Raw genomic sequence first — 18,263 nt, 5'->3', positions numbered from 1 at the left:
ACCGTCGACGACATGCTGGACATGAGCTGGGGCGAGGTGATGCTGATCGGCGGCGTCGCCCTGATCGTCATCGGACCGAAGGATCTGCCGAAGGCGCTGCGCACCGTCGGTCAGATCACTTCGAAGCTGCGCCGCATGGCCGGCGAGTTTCAGATGCAGTTCAACGAGGCGATCCGCGAGGCGGAGCTCGACGACGTCCGGCGCGAGGTCGACGGGATCCGCAACACCGTCCGCACGGCGGGCTCGGCCTTCAATCCCGTGCAGACGATCCGCGACGAGCTGAAGGGCGCCGTCGAGGGCCGGGCCAAGATGGGTCCGGAGAAGATGGGTCCGGAGATGCCCGGCCCCGAAACCCCTCCCGTCGAGACCCGGTCCCTGGCCGACGCCACGGCACAGCTGAAGGCCGAGCAGGAAGCCGCGGGGACGCCTGCCGCCGCCGGGACGCATTCGGCGTTGCCCGCCGGCAAGTCGACCGAGCCCGCAGCGCCCGAGGTCCCGGAGGCACCCCTGCCCGTGCCCGGGTCGGTGGATGATCCGTACGGGCCTCCGCCCGAGCCGCCCGCCGCGCACACCGCCACCGAAGAGTCCAAGAACGGCACGGCTGCGCGATGATCAGCGAGGCGGACGAGGCCGAGATCGAGGCGTCGCGGGCGCCCCTGCTCGAACACCTGATCGAATTGCGGGCGCGGCTGATCAAGTCGCTGATCGCCTTCGTGCTGATGTTCTTCGCGTGCTTCTTCTTCTCGCGCGACATCTACAATGTGCTAGTCTACCCCTACGTCTCGATCGTGGGTGCGCAGAACGCCGAGCTGATCGCCACGCACTTCCTCGAGCAGGTGTTCACCAACATCAAGCTCAGCGTCTTCGGCGCGGCCTTCCTCGCCTTCCCGGTGATCGCGACGCAGATCTACGCCTTCGTGGCGCCCGGCCTCTACCGCAACGAGCGGAAGGCGTTCCTGCCCTACTTGGTGGCCACGCCGATCTTCTTCCTGCTCGGCGCGCTGGTGGTGTTCTTCCTGGCGATGCCGCTGCTGATCAAGTTCTCGGTGTCGCTCCAGCAGGTGGGTGTGGCCGGCGAGCCGACGATCAAGCTGCTCCCGAAGGTCGACGAGTACCTGTCGCTGATCATGACGCTGATCTTCGCGTTCGGGATCGCGTTCCAGCTGCCGGTGATCCTGACGCTGCTCGGCCAGATCGGGATCATCGACGCGGCCTTCCTGCGGGAGAAGCGCCGCTACGCGATCGTGCTGGTCTTCGTCGCCGCCGCCATCCTGACGCCGCCGGACGTGATCTCGCAGCTCTCCCTCGCGATCCCGATGCTGCTCCTCTACGAGGCCTCGGTGTTCTCGGTGGCGCGGGTCGAGAAGCTGCGCGCCGCGCGGCGGGCCGCGGAGGAGCTCGAACCCTGAGGCGGCGCGCCGGGCTCAGTCCGGTGCGCGCAGGCGGTAACCGACGCCGGTCTCGGTGAGCAGGTAGCGCGGGCGCTCCGGGTCCGGCTCGAGCTTCTGGCGCAGCTGCCGGATGTAGACGCGCAGGTACTGCGGATCCGACGAGGCCGGCGCGTGGCGCATGAGATGCGCGTGGGTGAGCACCTTGCCGGCGTGCTGCACCAGCACGCGCAGGAACTCATACTCGCGCGGGGACAGCTTCACCTCGCGCTCGCCGACCCGGACGACGCGGCGGACGAGGTCGACCGAGAGGTCGTCGACCCGGAAGATCGGCCGCTCGCCCTGCATGGCGAGACGGTGGCGCAGGGCCGTGCGGATGCGCGCCAGCAGCTCGTTCATGCCGAAGGGCTTGGTGACGTAGTCGTCGGCGCCGAGATCGAGGGCCTCGACCTTGCCGCGCTCGTCGTCGCGGCTCGACAGGATCACGACCGGCAGGTCGGGCCAGCGCTCGCGGATCGCCGCCAGGAGGGCGTGGCCGGCCATGTCGGGCAGGCCGAGGTCGAGGATCGCGAGATCGACGCCACCGGCCTCCAGGGCGGCGAGCGCCGCGGCCCCGTCGGCGGCCTCGGCGACCGCGTAGTCCTGCGTCCCGAGCCCGGTCCGGAGCAGCCGGCGGATCGGCGGCTCGTCGTCGATCACCAGGATGCGGGCTATGCTCACGCGTTCCGTCCCTCGTGGCGGTCTCGGGCGGCCTATTCGGGCCGCAGCAGCACGTGCCGCTTCTTGCCGAAGGAGAGCTTGATCACCCCGTCCGCGGTCACGTCGCCGCGGCCGAGGACGGCCTTCTCGTCCGTGACCGCCACGTCGTTGACCCGCAGGCCGCCGCCCTTGATCTGACGGCGCGCCTCGCTGGTGGACGGCACGAGCTTGGCGACCTCCGGTCCGAAGGCGGTGAGCACCCCGAGGCCGGCCTCCAGGGTGGCGGTCGGCACGGTGACGCTCGGCAGGTCGGCGGCCAGCGTCCCCTCGACGAAGGTCTTGCGGGCGGTCTCGGCGGCGGCCTCCGCGGCGTCGCGGCCGTGCATCAGCGCGGTGGCCTCGGTGGCCAGCACCGTCTTGGCCGCGTTGATCTCGGAGCCGGCGAGGGCGGCGAGGCGCGCGATCTCCTCCATGGGCAGCAGGGTGAACAGCTTGAGGAAGCGGGCCACGTCCGCGTCCTCCGTGTTCCGCCAGAACTGCCAGTAATCGTAGGGCTTCAGCATCTCCGGGTTGAGCCAGACGGCGCCGGCCGCAGTCTTGCCCATTTTGGCGCCCGACGACGTGGTCAGCAGCGGGCAGGTCAGGGCGTAGAGCTGCGGCGTGCCCATGCGGCGGCCGAGATCGATGCCGTTGACGATGTTGCCCCACTGGTCCGAGCCGCCCATCTGCATGACGCAGCCGTAGCGGCGATTCAGCTCCACGAAGTCGTAGGACTGGAGGATCATGTAGTTGAACTCGAGGAACGACAGTTCCTGGTCGCGCTCCAGCCGCAGGCGCACGCTGTCCATCGACAGCATGCGGTTCACCGAGAAATGGCGGCCGATGTCGCGCAGCATCTCGATGTAGTTGAGCTTGGTCAGCCACTCGGCGTTGTCGACCATCACGGCGTCGCCGGTCCGCTCGCCGAAGCGCAGGAACCGGTCGAAGGTCTTGCGGATCTCCGCCTTGTTGGCGTCGATCTGCTCGACGGTGAGGATCTTGCGGGTCTCGTCGCGGCCGGACGGGTCGCCGACCCGGGTCGTGCCGCCGCCCATCAGGGCGATCGGCTTGCCCCCGGTGGCCTGCAGCCAGTGCAGCATCATGATCGACAGGAGGTGCCCGACATGGAGCGAGGGCGCCGTGCAGTCGTAGCCGACATAGGTGGTCAGGCGGCCCTCGAGGGCCGCGGCGTCGATGCCGGCGAGGTCCGAGGTCTGGTGGATATAGCCGCGCTCGGTCAGGATCCGCAGGAAGTCGGATTTCGGCGCGAAGCTCTCGGCGGTCATGGATGCCATCTCGGGTCGCGCGCTGGCGCGACAGGCCGAGGCCCCGCATGCTAGCTCGCGCTGGGTTCAGGATACGGCGCGCTCTTAGCAGGGCGTTGGCCGAAAGGCACGGGGCAGCACGGCATGGCGATGATGCGCGCGATCGGACTGATGAGCGGCACCTCGCTGGACGGCGTCGACATCGCGCTGATCGAGACCGACGGCGAGCGCGTCCACGTGGTCAAGGGCCACAACAACTTCCTCGAACCGCTGGGCCCGACCGGCTATCGCGGCTACGCCGACGACGAGAAGGCGCTGCTGCGCGCCGCCACCAAGGACGCCGAATCCGTCCTCCATCCCGGCGACCGACCCGGGCGGCTGCCCGAGGCCGAGGCCTTCGTCACCCTCGCCCATGCCGAGGCCGTCGAGCGCTTCCTGGAGGAGCACGGCCTGACCGCCTCGGAGATCGACGTGATCGGCTTCCACGGACAGACCGTGATCCACCGCCCGGACCAGCGGATCTCGATCCAGATCGGCGACGGGCAGGCGCTGGCGACCCGGCTCGGCATCCCGGTCGTCTCGGACCTGCGCCGGGCCGACATCGAGGCGGGCGGGCAGGGGGCGCCGCTGGTGCCGGTCTTCCACAAGGCGCTGGCCGAGGCGTCGGGCTTCGACGGGCCCTTCGGCATCCTCAACATCGGCGGCGTCGCCAACGCGACGCTGATCGACTCGAAGGGCGGCGTCATCGCCTTCGACACCGGTCCCGGCAACGCCCTGATCGACGAGTGGATGCAGGAGCGCGAGGGCAAGAACCTCGACGACGGCGGCCGCACCGCGGCCCGGGGCCGCCCGGACGAGCAGCTGCTGGCCTGGCTCCTGACCCACCCGTTTTTCTTCCGCAAGCCGCCGAAGTCGCTGGACCGGAACTGGTTCTCCCACAAGCTCGCCGGCCAGCTGTCCACCGAGGACGGCGCCGCGACGCTGACGGCCTTCACGGCGCGGGCGGTGGCCCGCGCCCTCGACCACGCCCCCGAGGTCCCGACCCGCTGGATCGTGGCCGGCGGCGGCGCCCGCAACGGCGAGCTGGTGCGCCTCCTGAACTACCACCTGCGCGCCGAGATCACGACCGCAGACGCGATCGGCTGGTCCTCCGCCTACCTGGAGGCGCAGGCCTTCGCGTACCTGGCGGTGCGCTCGCTCCGGGGTCTGCCGATCACCTTCCCGTCGACCACCGGGGTGCGCGAGGCCATCACCGGCGGGGTGCTGGCGCGGCCGTGAGCCTCGGCTACGCGCTCCGGCGGATCGTCGAGGAATACCCGCTCGCCCGGCTCGACCCGCCGGCCGGGCATCCGCTCGCCACGGTGATCCGGAAAGGCGCGCCGGACGAGCTGCGCGGCGCGCTGGATCCGATCGACGGGCCGTTCCTCGTGAAGGGCAGCCCCGGGCGGGGGAGCAAGTGGGCGGCGATCCCCTGGATCGCCGTGTTCGATCCCGCCGTCACCACCAGCGCGACGCGGGGCTACTACCTCGTCTATCTGTTCCCGGCGCATCGCGAGGCGGTGCACCTGTCACTCGCCCAAGGAACGGTCGCGGCGATCCGGGCCCATGGTCCGGCGACGGCCGGCGCCCACCTCCGCACCAGCGGCGCGGCGCTCCGGGCGCGGATGTCCGACTTCACCGACGCGCTGCCGAACGCGACGATCGCTCTCGGCAGCGCGGGCGAGTTGCCTGAGGGCTACGAGGCCGCCCACATCCTCGGCCTCACCTACGGCCTTGCCGATCTCGGCGACGAGCGCCGGCTGCACCGGGATCTCACCGCGGCGGTCGCGGCGTACCGGGCGCTGAAGGCGCGGGGCGGGCTCGATCTGCCCGGTTCACCTAAGGCGTCATGAGCCTGCCGGCCGCTCCGGTCCATCGCCGCGCGCGCGTATGCCCGGCCGCCCTGCACGGGCCGCGTTTGTGCCCCCGCCGCTCCCGCGCTAAGGCAGCCGCGCCATGTCGCACAACACCTTCGGCCACCTGTTCCGCGTCACGACCTTCGGCGAGAGCCACGGGATCGCGCTCGGCTGCGTCGTCGACGGCTGCCCGCCCGGCCTGCCCCTGGAGGCCGAGGAGATCCAGGCCGAGCTGGATCGCCGGAAGCCCGGCCAGTCGCGCTTCACGACGCAGCGCCGCGAGCCCGATCAGGTGAAGATCCTTTCCGGCGTGTTCGCCGACGACCGCACCGGCGGCCGCCAGCTCACCACCGGCACGCCGATCGCGCTGATGATCGAGAACACGGATCAGCGCTCGAAGGACTACTCGGAGATCCGCGACAGCTACCGCCCCGGCCACGCCGACTACACCTACGACGTGAAGTACGGCATCCGCGACTATCGCGGCGGCGGGCGCTCCTCGGCGCGGGAGACTGCCGCGCGGGTCGCGGCCGGCGCCGTGGCCCGCAAGGTCATCCCGGGCGTGACCATCCGGGCGGCCCTGGTACAGATGGGCCCGCACGCCATCGACCGGTCCCGCTGGGACTGGGACGCGGTCGGCAACAACCCGTTCTTCTGCCCCGATGCCGAGACGGCGACCTTCTACGAGACCTATCTCGACGGACTCCGGAAGGACGGCTCGTCGGTCGGCGCCGTGATCGAGGTGGTGGCCGAGGGCGTGCCGCCCGGCCTCGGCGCGCCGGTCTACGGCAAGCTGGACGCCGACCTCGCCGCCGCGATGATGTCGATCAACGCCGTGAAGGGCGTCGAGATCGGCGACGGGTTCGCGGCGGCGGCCCTGCGCGGCGAGGACAACGCGGACGAGATGCGGGCCGGCAACGGCGGCCGGCCGCGGTTCCTGGCGAACCACGCGGGCGGCATCCTGGGCGGCATCTCCAACGGCGAGCCGGTCGTGGTGCGCTTCGCCGTCAAGCCGACCTCCTCGATCCTGACCCCGCGCCGCTCCGTCACCCGCGACGGCGGCGAGGTGGATCTCGTCACCAAGGGCCGGCACGATCCCTGTGTCGGTATCCGCGCCGTGCCGGTCGCGGAGGCCATGATGGCCTGCGTGCTGGCCGATCACTATCTGCGCCATCGCGGACAGGTCGGATCTCAGCCCTGATCCGGGTCCGTCCCAACGATTCGAGAATGCCCGTGCCACACTGCTCCGTCACAGAGGCCATCGCGGCCTTCGCCCGCGGCGAGATCGTGGTCGTCACCGACGACGACGATCGCGAGAACGAGGGCGACCTCGTCGTCGCCGCCTCGCTCTGCACGCCGGAGAAGATGGCGTTCATCATCCGCAACACGTGCGGGATCGTCTGCGCGCCGCTGACGCAGAGCGAGGCGCGGCGGCTCCATCTCGCTCCCATGGTGGCGTCGAACGACGCGCCGCTCGGGACGGCCTTCACCGTCACGGTCGACGTCAAGCACGGCCTGACGACGGGGATCTCGGCGGAGCAGCGCTGCAACACGGTGCGAGCGCTCGCCAACGGCAACATGGGCGCGGGCGACTTCGTGCGGCCCGGCCACGTCTTCCCGCTCATCGCCCGCGACGGCGGCGTGCTCATGCGCTCGGGCCACACCGAGGCCGCGGTCGACCTGTGCCGCCTCGCCGAGCTGCCCCCCGTCGGCGTGATCTGCGAGCTCGCCAACGACGACGGTACCGTGATGAAGGGGCCGCAGATCGAGGCCTTCGCCGAGAAGCACGGCCTCAAGCAGGTCTCGGTGGCCGACCTCATCGCCTACCGGCAGGCGCGCGACAGGCTGGTGGAGCGGGTCGGCCACTTCACGGTTCGCTCCAACCACGGCGACGTGAACGCCTACGTGTTCTCGACGCCCTTCGAGTCGATCCAGCAGTTCGCCTTCGTGATGGGCGAGATCGGCGACGGCCGGGACGTGCTCGTGCGCCTGCACCGCTCCAACGTCGCCGCGGACGTGATCGGCGGCGGCAAGCAGATCGACGCCGTGCTGAAGCGCTTCGCGGCCGCCGGGCGCGGCGTGCTGGTCTATCTCCGGGACGGCACCGCGGGCGTGCCGGTCAAGAGCGTCACCGAGGAGGGGACGGAGGCGCTGCGGGCGCGGCAGTGGCGCGAGATCGGGCTCGGCGCCCAGATCCTGCGCGATCTCGGCGTGGTCTCGATCCGCAACCTCGCGACCTCGTCGCGCTCCTATGTCGGCCTGTCGGGCTTCGGCATCGAACTCCTGGGCGACGAGCCCCTCGAGGGCTGACTGAGGGCCTGGAAGCCCAGTCAGGCGCGGCGCAGGACGGTCCAGACCGCCGCGCCGGCCATGATCGCGGCGGCACCGCGGTTCAGCCGCGCGCGGAAGGTCGGCCGTCGCAGCGACGCGCGCGCCCGCGCCGCCAGCGCCGCGTAGGGCGTCATCACGGCGAGTAGGATCGCGACGGTGACGACGAGGAGGGTGGCGAAATCCGTCGCTGTCACGCCGCGCAGGTCGACGAGCGTGGGCAGGATCGCGAGGTAGAAGACGATCGTCTTCGGATTGCCCAGCGTGATGGTCAGCCCGGCGACGAAGCCGGTCCACGGCCGGTCGCGGCATTCGCCTTCGACCCGGGCTCCGGCTCCGGCCGCGCGCCAGAGCCGGAGCGCCAGATAGGCGAGGTAGAGCGCCGCGCCGTAGCGGACGACGACGAAGACCGCGCCGAACGCCTCCGCGATCAGCGACAGGCCGAAGATCGCGGCGGCGAGGTAGGTCAGGTCGCCCAGGATCAGGCCGAGCGAGAAGGCCATCGCGGCACCGAAGCCCGAGCCCAGGGCCCGGGCGACGAGCGCGACGACACCCGGCCCCGGTATTGCGGCGGCGACCCCGAGGGCCAGCGCGTAGGTCAGGAAGCCCGCGAGCGTCATCGAACGGTGCCAAGGCACGCGGCAGGGCAGGCGGCAGGGCCGCAACGCCGCGGCAGATCCGGTCGGCTCCGTGGCGACATGGCTGCGAACTCCCCCGAGACACCGCTCACGGCGTGCCGCCGGTCGAGCGCAACGGCCCCGTCAGCGCCCCATCAGCGCGTCGACGTGGGCCGCCACCGATTTGCCGAGACCCTCGAGGCTGTAGCCGCCCTCGAGGATAGAGACGACCCGGCCGCCCGCGCAGCGCTCCGCCAGGTCCATCAGGCGGCGAGTCGCCCAGCCGAAATCCTCGGCCTCGAGGCGCAGGTTGGCGAGCGGGTCCAGCCGGTGCGCGTCGAAACCGGCGGAGATCACGATCACGTCCGGCCGGAACGTCTCCAGGCGGGAGAGGATGCCGGTCTCGAACGCCTCGCGGAACACCTCGCCGTCGTCGTTCGGCCGCAGCGGCACGTTGACGATCGTGTCCTTCTCGCCCCGCTCGGACGGCGATCCGGTCCCCGGATAGAGCGGCATCTGGTGGGTCGAGCAGTAGAGCACCGAGGCGTCGTTCCAGAAGATGTCCTGACTGCCGTTGCCGTGGTGGACGTCCCAGTCCACCAGGGCCACCCGCTCGGCGCCGTGCTTCTTCCGGGCGTGCAGGGCCGCGATGGCGGCGTGGTTGAACAGGCAGAAGCCCATCGCGCGGGTCCGCTCCGCGTGGTGGCCGGGTGGGCGCATGGCCACGAAGGCGTTGCGGCACTCGCCGCCGACGACGGCGTCGACGGCGTGCATCCCGCCGCCCACGGCCCGCAGCGTCGCCTCCAGGCTGCCTGCCGACAGGATCGTGTCGGAATCGATGCCGACCATCCCGTGCTCGGGCACCGCTGCCACGAGCGCATCCACGTACTCCCGCGGGTGCGCGAGGGTGACGGCCTCGATCTCGCCCCGGGGCGCCGTGGCCCGCACCAGACCGGCGAAGCGCTCGTCCTCCAGGGCCCGCTCCACCGCGCGCATCCGGGCCGGCCGTTCCGGATGCCCCTCGGGGACCTCGTGATCGAAGCTGGCAGGATGGCTCACGTAGAGGGTGGTCACGAGGGTCGCTCCCGGGATGCTCGCCTGTCGCGCACCGGCAACAGGCGCCGGCAATGTGCCACGGGCCCAACGCGCGGACTACGGCGGGGTGCCGTTGCCCCCTTATGGTTGCGTGATTCTTCCTCGGGGCGGGCCCGGATCATCAATCCGCGCGCTCCGTCCGCGGCCGCGACGATCTTCGAGGCGGGGACATGCGCATCATCTCGGTACTCGGCTGCGCCCTGCTGCTGGCAGGCTGCACCTTCAAGGGCGTGCCCGATCCCGCGCTCTCGGCCCGCGACGCCGAGTACATGGCCCTCGTGCCCGAGGCCGAGTTCGATCCGCACTTCGCCCGCTACGAGATCGCAGACCCGACCCGGGAAGCGCCCGGCACGATCGTGGTCGAGACCAAGGAGCGTCAGCTCTACCTCGTCCTGCCGAACGGCCGGGCGATGCGCTACGGCGTCTCGGTGGGCGACGAGGCCTACGGCTGGACCGGCACCGCCAGGATCGACCGGAAGGCGGAATGGCCGGCCTGGAACCCGCCGGCCGAGATGATCCGGCGCTGGCCGCACGTCCACGCGATGCAGGGCGGCCCGATGAACCCGCTCGGCGCCCGCGCCCTGTACCTCTCGGATCGCGGCCGGGACACGCTCTACCGGATCCACGGCACGAACGAGCCCGAGAAGATCGGCCAGGCGGTCTCCTCCGGCTGCATCCGGATGCGCAACATCGACGTGGTCGACCTCTACAACCGGGTCCCCGTCGGGGCGACGGTCATCGTCCGGTAACGCAACCGGTCAACGTCCCAATAAGCCTGCTTGCTCGGGGGGTGTTTACCTGAACTTCCGTTCAGATCTCGCCATTAACCTCTGGAAGGGGAGCGGTCCCGTAAGTTGAAGACACACAGGGACTAGAGCCGACCGCAACAAAGGTCGGGGAGGCAGGCGATCATGACCACCATTTCCGTTCAACAGTTCTGCAACCATGCTGTCTCGGCCGGCACGATCAGCGACGAGGACCTGCTCGTCCTGAAGCGCGAGGTTCTCCCGGACGGCCTGATGAGCCGCGAGGAGGCCGACCTGCTGATCGCCCTCGAGCGGGCGGTGATCGGCTCCGACGCCTTCGCCGACTTCCTCGTCGCCTCGGTCGTCGACTTCGCGGTGTGGGGCTCGCGCCCGACCGGCTACATCGACCGCGACGTCGCCGCGTGGCTCGCCGCCTCGCTCAGCGGCCGCGACGGCCCGAGCGCGGTGGGCGCCCGGATCGCCATGGAAGTCGTCCGCGAGGCCGAGAGCAGCGCCGAATCACTGGTCGCCTTCGCGCTGGAGGCCAACCGTCGCGCCCGCGACACGGCCGAGGCCCCGCGCATGACCTTCGCCCTGGCCGCCTGAGCCTCAGACCAAGGCGCAGCTTCCGTCCGCGGCGCAACTGATCTATCGGGACAGTCAAGCCGGTGCGCAATCCGGCGATCTCGAAAGCAGTGCGCCAGCGATGTTCGACAAGATCCTGATTGCCAACCGGGGCGAGATCGCCTGCCGGGTGATCAAGACGGCCCGGAGGATGGGCATCAAGACCGTAGCGGTCTACTCGGATGCCGATCGCGACGCCGTGCACGTCGCCATGGCCGACGAGGCCGTGCATATCGGGCCCGCTGCCGCGTCCGAATCGTACCTCGTGATCGAGAAGATCGTCGAGGCCTGCAAGAAGACGGGCGCCCAGGCCGTGCATCCCGGCTACGGCTTCCTCTCCGAGCGCGAGGCCTTCCCAAAGGCGCTCGAGGCCGCCGGCATCGTGTTCATCGGCCCCAACCCGGGGGCCATCGCCGCCATGGGCGACAAGATCGAGTCGAAGAAGGCGGCGGCCGCCGCCGAGGTCTCGACCGTTCCGGGCTTCCTCGGCGTGATCGAATCACCCGAGCACGCCCGGAAGATCGCCGACGAGATCGGCTACCCGGTGATGATCAAGGCGTCCGCGGGCGGCGGCGGCAAGGGCATGCGCATCGCCTACTCGGGCGACGAGGTGGCGGAGGGCTTCGCCCGCGCCAAGTCGGAGGCGGCCTCCTCGTTCGGCGACGACCGCGTCTTCATCGAGAAGTTCATCACCGACCCGCGCCACATCGAGATCCAGCTGATCGGCGACAAGCACGGCAACGTCGTCTACCTCGGCGAGCGCGAGTGCTCGATCCAGCGCCGTAACCAGAAAGTGATCGAGGAGGCACCGTCGCCGCTCCTCGACAAGAAGACCCGCCGCAAGATGGGCGAGCAGGCCGTCGCGCTCGCCAAGGCGGTGAACTACGATTCGGCCGGCACGGTCGAGTTCGTCGCCGGGCAGGACAAGTCCTTCTATTTCCTAGAGATGAACACCCGCCTGCAGGTTGAGCATCCGGTCACCGAGATGATCACCAGCCTCGACCTCGTCGAGCTGATGATCCGGGTCGCGGCCGGCGAGAAGCTGCCGATCACCCAGGACGACGTGAAGCTGAACGGCTGGGCGGTGGAGAGCCGCGTCTACGCCGAGGACCCGACCCGCAACTTCCTGCCCTCGATCGGCCGGCTGACCACCTACCGTCCGCCCGAGGAGGGCCAGCAGGGCACGGCGATCATCCGCAACGATACCGGCGTGGAGGAGGGCGGCGAGATCGCCATCCACTACGACCCGATGATTGCCAAACTGGTCTCCTGGGCGCCGACCCGGGCCGAGGCGATCGCCGCGCAGGGCGAGGCCCTCGACGCCTTCGCGATCGACGGCATCCGCCACAACATCCCGTTCCTCTCGGCGCTGATGGCCCATCCGCGCTGGCAGGAGGGGCGGCTGTCCACAGGCTTCATCGCCGAGGAGTTCCCCGAGGGCTTCACGGCGCCGGAGCCCGCCGGCCCGGTGGCGATCCGCATGATGGCGGCGGCCGCGGCGATCGACCACAAGCTCAACCAGCGCAAGCGCGGCATCTCCGGGCAGATGCGCGCGCCCGGCCTCTTCGCCTTCGAGCGTGAGCGGGTGGTGATCCTGGCCGGCCAGTCCTTCCCGGTGACGGTCGAGCCGGAGGGCGAGGACATCCTCGTCACCCGCGACGACGGCACGGCGCTCACGGTGGCGAGCGCGTGGCGCCCGGGCGAGCCGGTCTGGATCGGCACGATCGGCTCGGAGCGCGTGGCGATCCAGGTGCGCAGCCTGCTCAACGGCGTGTTCCTGCAGCACGCCGGCGCGGCCGCCGAGGCCCGGGTCTACACCCGCCGCGAGGCGGAGCTCGCAGCCCTGATGCCGGTGAAGGAGCAGGCGGGCTCGGGCAAGCAGGTGCTCTGCCCGATGCCCGGCCTCGTGAAGCAGATCCTCGTCGCCGAGGGTCAGGAGGTGAAGAACGGCGAGGCGATCGCGGTCGTCGAGGCGATGAAGATGGAGAACGTGCTCCGCGCCGAGCGCGACGCGACGGTGGGTAAGATCCACGCCAAGGAGGGCGACAGCCTCGCCGTCGACGCGGTGATCCTGGAATTCGCCTGATCGCGGGGCGCGCGTCGCGCTCGCGGCCGTGACTGCGGTTCACAACGAGCAGACCAAGCTGCTGGCGACGGCCCTGAACAACATCGCCGTCGCCTACGTCGTCATCGGCTTCGTCACGCCGATGACGGCCGCGAGCTTCGGCGTGCCGAGTGCACCGGCTCTGCGCGTCGAGAACGCGATCTTCACGCTCGTTTGGCTGGGGACCGGCTGCGCACTACATTACGGTGCGAGGCGTGCCCTCCGGAGCCTGAAGCCGTGAACTACGACTGGATCTTCGTAACGTTCGGCATTCCGGCGATCACGTTGGCGATCGCCTACGCGGCCGTGCGCGCGAACGAGCGTGCCGCGCGGCGCCTGGATCCCCCCGCGGGCGAGTAGGCTCTCACAGCTCCGGCATGCCCCTCTATTTCGCCTACGGCGCCAACATGGATGCCGCCGCGATGGCGCTGCGCTGCCCGGTTTCGCGGCTGATCGGCGGCGGACACCTGCCGAACCACCGCTTCATCATCATGCGCGAGGGCTACGCGTCGGTCGTGCCCGATCCGCGGCGCACCGTCTGGGGCATCCTGTGGGAGCTGGCTCCCGACGACATCCCGGCGCTCGACCGCTACGAGGGCGTCGCCGGGGGCCTCTACACAAAGGCGGCGCTCCCGGTCCGCACGGGGGAGGGCGTCAAGCGCGCCCTGATCTATCGCGGGTGCTCGACCGCGCCCGGACGCCCGCGGCCCGGATACCTCGAGGCGGTCGTCGCGGCGGCGCGCGCGGCGCAGCTGCCGCCGGCCTATCTCCGGGAACTCGGCACCTGGGCCCGCGGCCGGCCGGCCTGAACGCCGCGCAGTTGGTACGCGACATGCTTGCCCACGATCGAGCTGGAGGGCGAACGGCAGCACCGCGCCCGGCCAGCCATCCGCGATTGCGCGGCGCGCCCGTCGGTCAACGACGATCGGCGTGCGCCCGCGAGGGAGAGTTGTGCATGTCGTATCTGGCGCCCGCCGATTTCGTGAAGAAGGCCGTCGATGCCGGTGAGGCAAAGGTCTTCATGGCCACCAAGGACACGTTCATCCGCGCCTACATGGCCGGCGCGATCCTGGCGCTCGCCGCCGCCTTCGCGGTGACCATCACCCAGACGACCGGCCAGCCGCTGGTCGCGGCGCTGCTGTTCCCGGTCGGCTTCTCGATGCTGTACCTGCTCGGCTACGACCTGTTCACCGGCGTCTGCGTGCTCACCCCGCTCGCCCTCATCGACAAGCGCCCCGGCGTCACCGTGGCCGGCGTCGCGCGCAACTGGGTGCTGGTCTTCTTCGGCAACTTCGCGGGTGCCCTGACCACCGCGGTGATGATGTCGATCGTCTTCACCTTCGGCTTCGCCACCGAGCCGAACGCCGTCGGCAAGCTCATCGCCGGCATCGGCGAGGCCCGCACCCTCGGCTACGAGAAGTACGGCGCCTCCGGCATGCTGACGCTCTTCGTCCGCGCCATGCTGTGCAACTGGATGGTCTCGACCGGCGTCATCGGCGCCATGCTGTCAACCTCGGTGCCCGGCAAGGTCATCGCCATGTGGATGCCGATCACGGTGTTCTTCTTCATGACCTTCGAGCACTCGGTGGTGAACATGTTCCTGTTCCCGTCGGCGATCCTCATGGGCGGCCACCTGACGGTGATGGACTACCTGATCTGGAACGAGATCCCGACGCTGATCGGAAACATCGTGGGCGGCATCGCCTTCACCGGCCTGATGCTCTACTCCACACACGTCCGCACCGGCGCGACGCGGAGCCAGGCCCTGGGCGCCGGCGTCCGTCGCCCGATCGCGGCCGAGTGAGGCCAGCCCGGCCCGCGCCGCCCGGCGCGGGCCCCGTCAGACGAGACCGCGCCCGCATGAGTGAGACCCGGACGATCTCCGTCATCGTCACCGGTCGCGTCCAGGGCGTGTCCTACCGGGCCTGGACGCAGTCCGAGGCCCGCGCCCGCGGCCTCACCGGCTCCGTGCGCAACCGCGACGACGGCTCAGTCGAGGCGGTCTTCAGCGGCGCGCCGGAGGCCGTGGCGGAGATGGAGGCCCTGTGCCGGTCGGGTCCGCCCGGCGCGCGCGTGGCCGACGTGGCCGCGCGGGACGGCGGCGACGTGCCGACCGGCGGCGCGTTCCAGATCCTGCACGACTGACAGCGGCCGCGCGGGTTCAGCGCGCGCCCGCGGACTGGTATGGCGGATCGCCCCTTCACGTATCCGCCATCCGGAGACCATGACCGACCTGTCCGCCGGCAGCGCCGCCTTCTCGCACCTCGATCTCGCGGCGCTGCTCTACTTCATCCTCGCCTGGATCGCCTACGGCCTGTCGGTGGGTCGGCTGCGCGGCAGGATGGTCTCCCTCAGCCAGATCATGAACGGGCACCGGGCCAACTGGGCGCGCCAGGTCATCGGCCGCGACAACCGGGTGGTCGACACGCAGATCAACGCCTCGCTGCAGAACGGCACGGCCTTCTTCGCCTCGACCTCGCTCATCGCCCTGGGCTCGGTCCTGACCCTGTCGCGCTCCGGGGACGATGTCCTGAACCTGTTCGCCACGCTGCCCTTCGGGACGGTGGCCAACCGCCTGACCTGGGAGCTGAAGGTCGCCGGCCTCGCGCTGATCTTCGTCTACGCGTTCTTCAAATTCGCCTGGGCCTACAGGCTGTTCAATTACACGGCGATCCTGCTCGGCGCCGTGCCGCACAAGGGATCCGGCACGAGCGAGACCGAGATGCTGCGGGCGGTGCGGCGGCTCGCGGCCATGAACGTCAGCGCCGGGCGACACTTCGCCCGCGGTCAGCGGGCGTTCTTCTTCGCGCTCGCCTATCTCGGCTGGTTCATCAGCCCGTACGTGCTGTTCGTCTCGACGACCGCCGTCGTGATCATCATGTGGCGCCGCCAATTCGCCTCGGAGATCCGCAAGGCGCTCCTGGAAGCCGGGGAGGGACCTCACGAGGGGCCGCTCGACGCCCCACTCCTGTCGCCCGCCGAGGAGGCCCGCACATGACCGACCCGAGACCCGACGATGCCGCCATCGAGACCACGATGCTGCGCCTCGTGGCCGAGCGCGGTGCCGACAAGACCGTCTGCCCATCGGAGGTCGCCCGCGCCCTCGGCGGCCCGCACCCGGACGGCTGGGGCCCGCTGATGCAGCCGGTGCGCCGGGTCGCGGTGCGGCTCGCCCACGCGGGGCGGATCGCGATCCTGCGCAAGGGGAAGCCCGTCGACCCGGACGATTTCCGCGGCATCTACCGCTTGTCGCTGCCGGCCTCCGGTGCGGCCTCGGAAGCTCCCCCGGAATCCGGGCCCGGCAGCCAGTCGGGCGTGTAGCCGGACAGGCGATAGGCGACGAGGCCGATCCACTCCTTCACGGCCAGGTCGAACTGGAGCAGCCCGTCCGACGCGAAGCCGTGGAAATGCGCGACGTCGCTCCAGCCGCGGGTCCGGTAATCGACCGGGAAGGCGTCCACCGTGAACCCGGCCTGGCGGAAGCAGCCGACCGCCCGGGGCATGTGCCAGGCCGAGGTCACCAGCAGCCAGCGCTCGCCGGGCTTCGGCTGGACCAGGGCCGCCGAGAAGGCGGCGTTCTCGTGGGTGTTGCGCGAGCGGTTCTCCAGGATCAGGCGCGTCCGCGGCACGCCGATCACGTCGGCCTGCCGGCTCACGATGTCGGCTTCGGCCAGGCCGCCCGCGATGAAGCCGCTGCCGCCGGAGAAGACCAGCCGCGCCGCCGGGTAGCGCCGGGCGAGGTCGCCGAGATAGATCGGTCGCTCGCTGGCATCGTTGACGACGATCTGGCGACGCGCCTCCGAGAGGCCCGTCTCGATGCCGCCGCCCAGCACGATGATCCCGGCCGGGGCCGGACCGTCATCCGGGTAGGCGGGGAAGCGCTGCTCGAGGGGGAGCAGGGCCATGTCCGAGAGGGGCGCCAGGCCGGCCGCACCGAGCGAGAGGGTGCCGAGCAGCGCGAGACCGAGGCCGGTCCTCCGCCGCCGCGTCACCGCCGCGAGAGCGATCCCGAGCAGGATCGCGAAGATGCAGAGATTCGACGGGGTGATCAGGAAGAAGATCACCTTCGAGACGGGGAAGAACACGGTGCTCAGGCCGGCTTCGTCTCGGCCTCGAACCGGGCGAGCGCCGCGGCGTCCGGCGGCAGGAGGCTCGCGAGGTCGGCGCCGCGCTCGACCTCGCGCTGGATCCAGAGATCGAGGCGCTGCTGCTCCACGGCCTCCAGGGCGACCCGCTCGGCGAGTGCCGCCGGCACCGCGACGAGGCCGGTCGTGTCGCCGACCAGGATATCGCCGGGATGGATGGCGGCACCGCCGCAGGCGACGCGCTCCTGCGTGCCGACCAGGGCCAGGGTCCCGGTGGCCGCGGCCGTCCGGCACCAGGCGGGGAGGCCGATCTCGTCCGGCAGGGCCGCGTCCGTGACCAGACCCGCGGCGCCACGCTGGGCGAGGCGCGCCGCCAGGATCGCCGCGAAGGGAAGGACCAGGCCGGAGGACGCGGCGTCGATGACCACCACGGCCCCTTCGGGCACGGCGTCGATGGCGGCGGCGAGATCGCCCGCAGCGTCGTCGCGAGCCGGGATCATCCGCATCGTGTAGGCGGGCCCGACCACGGTTCCGCTCCCCCGCGCCGAGAGCCCGTGCGGGGTGCAGGCCTTAACCCCGGCCCGCGCTAAGGCGCGGGCGAGGCTCACCGGAGTCACGGCGGAGAGCGCGTCGCGCAGGGTCGGGTCGATCGCCATCGGGGGGCTCCGTGAAAGGCCGGTCCCGGTCCGGGCGGCGCGGTCGGGGAAGGTGGATCGCGCGGGCGCGCCGGCAAGGCTCGGGGTGCCCGCGGCGGCCGTCAGGCGATGGGCTCGCCGAGCGCCCGCGCGGCGCCGGGCCGGGCCGCGACCCGCTCGTACCAGCGACGCAGCGCCGGGCGCTCGATCCGCTCGGCCGGGAGATTCAGCCAGCGATGCGCCGCGCAGCCTAGGGCGATGTCGGCGATGCCGAAGCTGTCGCCGACCGCGTAGGTCCGGTCCGCGAGATGGCGGTCGAGGATCTCCGCCATGGCCTCGCTCTTCTTCAGCGATGCGGCGATCAGGGCGCGGTCCGGATCGGCCGCGCGGTAGAGCTGCCAGAAGGCGTCGCGCATGGCCGGCGTGAAGCTCGTGGCCTGCCAGTCGACCCATTGCTCCACGTGGGCGCGCGCCCGCGGGTCCGCCGGCAGGGCCAGGGCCGGGCTCACCGCCGCGAGGTAGCGGAGGATCGCGTTGGATTCCCACAGGACGAAGCCGTCCTCCTCCAGGGTCGGGACGAGGCCGTTCGGGTTCATCGCGCGGTAGCCGGGGTCGTCGACGACCCCGTGGGCGCCGCCGGCCTCGACCCGCTCGTACGGCAGGCCCGTCTCGTCGAGCCCCCACACCGCCTTCTGCACGTTCACCGAGGTGAGGCGGCCCCAAAGCCTGCGCATAATCGAAGA

At 70.9% G+C, this 18,263-nt stretch carries 23 protein-coding genes; 16 read left to right on the top strand and 7 right to left on the bottom strand.

The annotated features are described in order from the left end of the window. Window positions 1–12: 12 nt before the first annotated feature. The gene (tatB, locus tag LOK46_RS14990; protein WP_273564496.1) at window positions 13–612 is read left to right on the top strand and encodes a Sec-independent protein translocase protein TatB; all 600 of its coding nucleotides are present in this window, start codon (window positions 13–15) and stop codon (window positions 610–612) included. After that, window positions 609–1,409 carry a twin-arginine translocase subunit TatC gene (tatC, locus tag LOK46_RS14985; RefSeq protein ID WP_273564495.1) on the top strand — a complete coding sequence of 267 codons (801 nt, stop codon included), beginning with the start codon at window positions 609–611 and terminating at the stop codon, window positions 1,407–1,409. Before tatB ends, tatC begins: the two co-directional genes overlap by 4 nt. A 15-nt stretch (window positions 1,410–1,424) precedes the next feature. Here tatC and LOK46_RS14980 read toward each other — a convergent pair whose 3' ends face one another. Beyond that, window positions 1,425–2,108: a response regulator gene (locus tag LOK46_RS14980; protein ID WP_273564494.1), complete on the bottom strand. Its 684-nt coding sequence runs from the start codon at window positions 2,106–2,108 to the stop codon at window positions 1,425–1,427. Window positions 2,109–2,140: 32 nt separating this feature from the next. After that, window positions 2,141–3,412 (bottom strand): tyrosine--tRNA ligase, encoded by a 1,272-nt coding sequence (tyrS, locus tag LOK46_RS14975; RefSeq protein WP_273564597.1) that lies wholly within the window; start codon window positions 3,410–3,412, stop codon window positions 2,141–2,143. A gap of 123 nt (window positions 3,413–3,535) precedes the next feature. Between tyrS and LOK46_RS14970 the strand changes: the two genes are divergently transcribed. From LOK46_RS14970 to ribB, 4 genes are all read left to right on the top strand, one after another. Then, window positions 3,536–4,669: an anhydro-N-acetylmuramic acid kinase gene (locus LOK46_RS14970; RefSeq protein ID WP_273564493.1), complete on the top strand. Its 1,134-nt coding sequence runs from the start codon at window positions 3,536–3,538 to the stop codon at window positions 4,667–4,669. Then, the gene (locus tag LOK46_RS14965) at window positions 4,666–5,283 is read left to right on the top strand and encodes a DUF3578 domain-containing protein (RefSeq protein ID WP_273564492.1); all 618 of its coding nucleotides are present in this window, start codon (window positions 4,666–4,668) and stop codon (window positions 5,281–5,283) included. Before LOK46_RS14970 ends, LOK46_RS14965 begins: the two co-directional genes overlap by 4 nt. A gap of 103 nt (window positions 5,284–5,386) precedes the next feature. Further along, a complete protein-coding gene (gene aroC, locus LOK46_RS14960; RefSeq protein WP_273564491.1) occupies window positions 5,387–6,487 on the top strand; it encodes a chorismate synthase in 1,101 nt (366 codons plus the stop codon). A gap of 32 nt (window positions 6,488–6,519) precedes the next feature. Beyond that, window positions 6,520–7,596 (top strand): 3,4-dihydroxy-2-butanone-4-phosphate synthase, encoded by a 1,077-nt coding sequence (gene ribB, locus LOK46_RS14955; RefSeq protein WP_273564490.1) that lies wholly within the window; start codon window positions 6,520–6,522, stop codon window positions 7,594–7,596. Window positions 7,597–7,616: 20 nt separating this feature from the next. On the opposite strand, the gene LOK46_RS14950 is transcribed toward ribB, so the two are convergent. Beyond that, the gene (locus LOK46_RS14950) at window positions 7,617–8,234 is read right to left on the bottom strand and encodes a LysE family translocator (RefSeq protein WP_273564489.1); all 618 of its coding nucleotides are present in this window, start codon (window positions 8,232–8,234) and stop codon (window positions 7,617–7,619) included. Window positions 8,235–8,375: 141 nt separating this feature from the next. Then, a complete protein-coding gene (locus LOK46_RS14945; protein WP_273564488.1) occupies window positions 8,376–9,305 on the bottom strand; it encodes a histone deacetylase family protein in 930 nt (309 codons plus the stop codon). 191 nt (window positions 9,306–9,496) lie between these two features. Here LOK46_RS14945 and LOK46_RS14940 point away from each other — a divergent pair, with 191 nt between their 5' ends. From LOK46_RS14940 to LOK46_RS14895, 10 genes are all read left to right on the top strand, one after another. Next, window positions 9,497–10,075, top strand: coding sequence for a L,D-transpeptidase (locus LOK46_RS14940; RefSeq protein ID WP_029357405.1), 579 nt, complete (start codon window positions 9,497–9,499; stop codon window positions 10,073–10,075). A 162-nt stretch (window positions 10,076–10,237) separates the two neighbouring features. Next, window positions 10,238–10,678 (top strand): hypothetical protein, encoded by a 441-nt coding sequence (locus LOK46_RS14935; RefSeq protein ID WP_273564487.1) that lies wholly within the window; start codon window positions 10,238–10,240, stop codon window positions 10,676–10,678. Window positions 10,679–10,778: 100 nt separating this feature from the next. Next, window positions 10,779–12,782 (top strand): acetyl-CoA carboxylase biotin carboxylase subunit, encoded by a 2,004-nt coding sequence (locus LOK46_RS14930; RefSeq protein ID WP_273564486.1) that lies wholly within the window; start codon window positions 10,779–10,781, stop codon window positions 12,780–12,782. A 28-nt stretch (window positions 12,783–12,810) separates the two neighbouring features. Further along, window positions 12,811–13,041: a hypothetical protein gene (locus tag LOK46_RS14925; RefSeq protein ID WP_273564485.1), complete on the top strand. Its 231-nt coding sequence runs from the start codon at window positions 12,811–12,813 to the stop codon at window positions 13,039–13,041. Then, the gene (locus tag LOK46_RS14920) at window positions 13,038–13,160 is read left to right on the top strand and encodes a hypothetical protein (protein ID WP_273564484.1); all 123 of its coding nucleotides are present in this window, start codon (window positions 13,038–13,040) and stop codon (window positions 13,158–13,160) included. Before LOK46_RS14925 ends, LOK46_RS14920 begins: the two co-directional genes overlap by 4 nt. A gap of 17 nt (window positions 13,161–13,177) precedes the next feature. Then, window positions 13,178–13,609, top strand: coding sequence for a gamma-glutamylcyclotransferase family protein (locus LOK46_RS14915; RefSeq protein WP_273564483.1), 432 nt, complete (start codon window positions 13,178–13,180; stop codon window positions 13,607–13,609). A 146-nt stretch (window positions 13,610–13,755) separates the two neighbouring features. Further along, on the top strand, window positions 13,756–14,604 hold the full coding sequence (locus LOK46_RS14910) for a formate/nitrite transporter family protein (RefSeq protein WP_273564482.1): 849 nt from the start codon (window positions 13,756–13,758) through the stop codon (window positions 14,602–14,604). 56 nt (window positions 14,605–14,660) lie between these two features. After that, window positions 14,661–14,945, top strand: a complete 285-nt coding sequence (locus LOK46_RS14905; RefSeq protein WP_273564481.1) for an acylphosphatase — start codon at window positions 14,661–14,663, stop codon at window positions 14,943–14,945. 79 nt (window positions 14,946–15,024) lie between these two features. After that, entirely contained in the window at window positions 15,025–15,798 is a 774-nt protein-coding gene (locus LOK46_RS14900; protein ID WP_273564480.1) for a DUF599 domain-containing protein, read from the top strand. Further along, on the top strand, window positions 15,795–16,121 hold the full coding sequence (locus LOK46_RS14895) for a DUF3253 domain-containing protein (RefSeq protein ID WP_273564479.1): 327 nt from the start codon (window positions 15,795–15,797) through the stop codon (window positions 16,119–16,121). Before LOK46_RS14900 ends, LOK46_RS14895 begins: the two co-directional genes overlap by 4 nt. On the opposite strand, the gene LOK46_RS14890 is transcribed toward LOK46_RS14895, so the two are convergent. The 3 genes from LOK46_RS14890 to LOK46_RS14880 all read right to left on the bottom strand — a co-directional run bounded on the left by LOK46_RS14890 (window position 16,040) and on the right by LOK46_RS14880 (window position 18,254). After that, window positions 16,040–16,885: a YdcF family protein gene (locus LOK46_RS14890; RefSeq protein WP_273564478.1), complete on the bottom strand. Its 846-nt coding sequence runs from the start codon at window positions 16,883–16,885 to the stop codon at window positions 16,040–16,042. The genes LOK46_RS14895 and LOK46_RS14890 overlap by 82 nt on opposite strands. Before the next feature lie 5 nt (window positions 16,886–16,890). Continuing rightward, entirely contained in the window at window positions 16,891–17,541 is a 651-nt protein-coding gene (locus LOK46_RS14885) for a dimethylmenaquinone methyltransferase (RefSeq protein WP_273564477.1), read from the bottom strand. A 101-nt stretch (window positions 17,542–17,642) separates the two neighbouring features. Then, window positions 17,643–18,254, bottom strand: a complete 612-nt coding sequence (locus tag LOK46_RS14880) for a glutathione S-transferase family protein (RefSeq protein ID WP_273564476.1) — start codon at window positions 18,252–18,254, stop codon at window positions 17,643–17,645. Window positions 18,255–18,263: the final 9 nt, after the last annotated feature.

Source organism: Methylobacterium sp. NMS14P, assembly GCF_028583545.1.
In the GTDB taxonomy this organism is placed as follows: Bacteria; Pseudomonadota; Alphaproteobacteria; order Rhizobiales; family Beijerinckiaceae; genus Methylobacterium.
This window is presented reverse-complemented; position numbering and strand designations above follow the sequence as displayed.

Excerpts from the sequence above, each read along its gene's own strand:
- tatB (WP_273564496.1), top strand. The coding sequence starts at position 13 with ATGCTGGACATGAGCTGGGGCGAGGTGATGCTGATCGGCGGCGTCGCC.
- tatC (WP_273564495.1), top strand. The coding sequence starts at position 609 with ATGATCAGCGAGGCGGACGAGGCCGAGATCGAGGCGTCGCGGGCGCCC.
- tyrS (WP_273564597.1), bottom strand. The coding sequence starts at position 3,412 with ATGACCGCCGAGAGCTTCGCGCCGAAATCCGACTTCCTGCGGATCCTG.
- LOK46_RS14970 (WP_273564493.1), top strand. The coding sequence starts at position 3,536 with ATGGCGATGATGCGCGCGATCGGACTGATGAGCGGCACCTCGCTGGAC.
- aroC (WP_273564491.1), top strand. The coding sequence starts at position 5,387 with ATGTCGCACAACACCTTCGGCCACCTGTTCCGCGTCACGACCTTCGGC.
- LOK46_RS14950 (WP_273564489.1), bottom strand. The coding sequence starts at position 8,234 with ATGACGCTCGCGGGCTTCCTGACCTACGCGCTGGCCCTCGGGGTCGCC.
- LOK46_RS14940 (WP_029357405.1), top strand. The coding sequence starts at position 9,497 with ATGCGCATCATCTCGGTACTCGGCTGCGCCCTGCTGCTGGCAGGCTGC.
- LOK46_RS14935 (WP_273564487.1), top strand. The coding sequence starts at position 10,238 with ATGACCACCATTTCCGTTCAACAGTTCTGCAACCATGCTGTCTCGGCC.
- LOK46_RS14930 (WP_273564486.1), top strand. The coding sequence starts at position 10,779 with ATGTTCGACAAGATCCTGATTGCCAACCGGGGCGAGATCGCCTGCCGG.
- LOK46_RS14915 (WP_273564483.1), top strand. The coding sequence starts at position 13,178 with ATGCCCCTCTATTTCGCCTACGGCGCCAACATGGATGCCGCCGCGATG.
- LOK46_RS14910 (WP_273564482.1), top strand. The coding sequence starts at position 13,756 with ATGTCGTATCTGGCGCCCGCCGATTTCGTGAAGAAGGCCGTCGATGCC.
- LOK46_RS14905 (WP_273564481.1), top strand. The coding sequence starts at position 14,661 with ATGAGTGAGACCCGGACGATCTCCGTCATCGTCACCGGTCGCGTCCAG.
- LOK46_RS14900 (WP_273564480.1), top strand. The coding sequence starts at position 15,025 with ATGACCGACCTGTCCGCCGGCAGCGCCGCCTTCTCGCACCTCGATCTC.
- LOK46_RS14895 (WP_273564479.1), top strand. The coding sequence starts at position 15,795 with ATGACCGACCCGAGACCCGACGATGCCGCCATCGAGACCACGATGCTG.
- LOK46_RS14885 (WP_273564477.1), bottom strand. The coding sequence starts at position 17,541 with ATGGCGATCGACCCGACCCTGCGCGACGCGCTCTCCGCCGTGACTCCG.
- LOK46_RS14880 (WP_273564476.1), bottom strand. The coding sequence starts at position 18,254 with ATGCGCAGGCTTTGGGGCCGCCTCACCTCGGTGAACGTGCAGAAGGCG.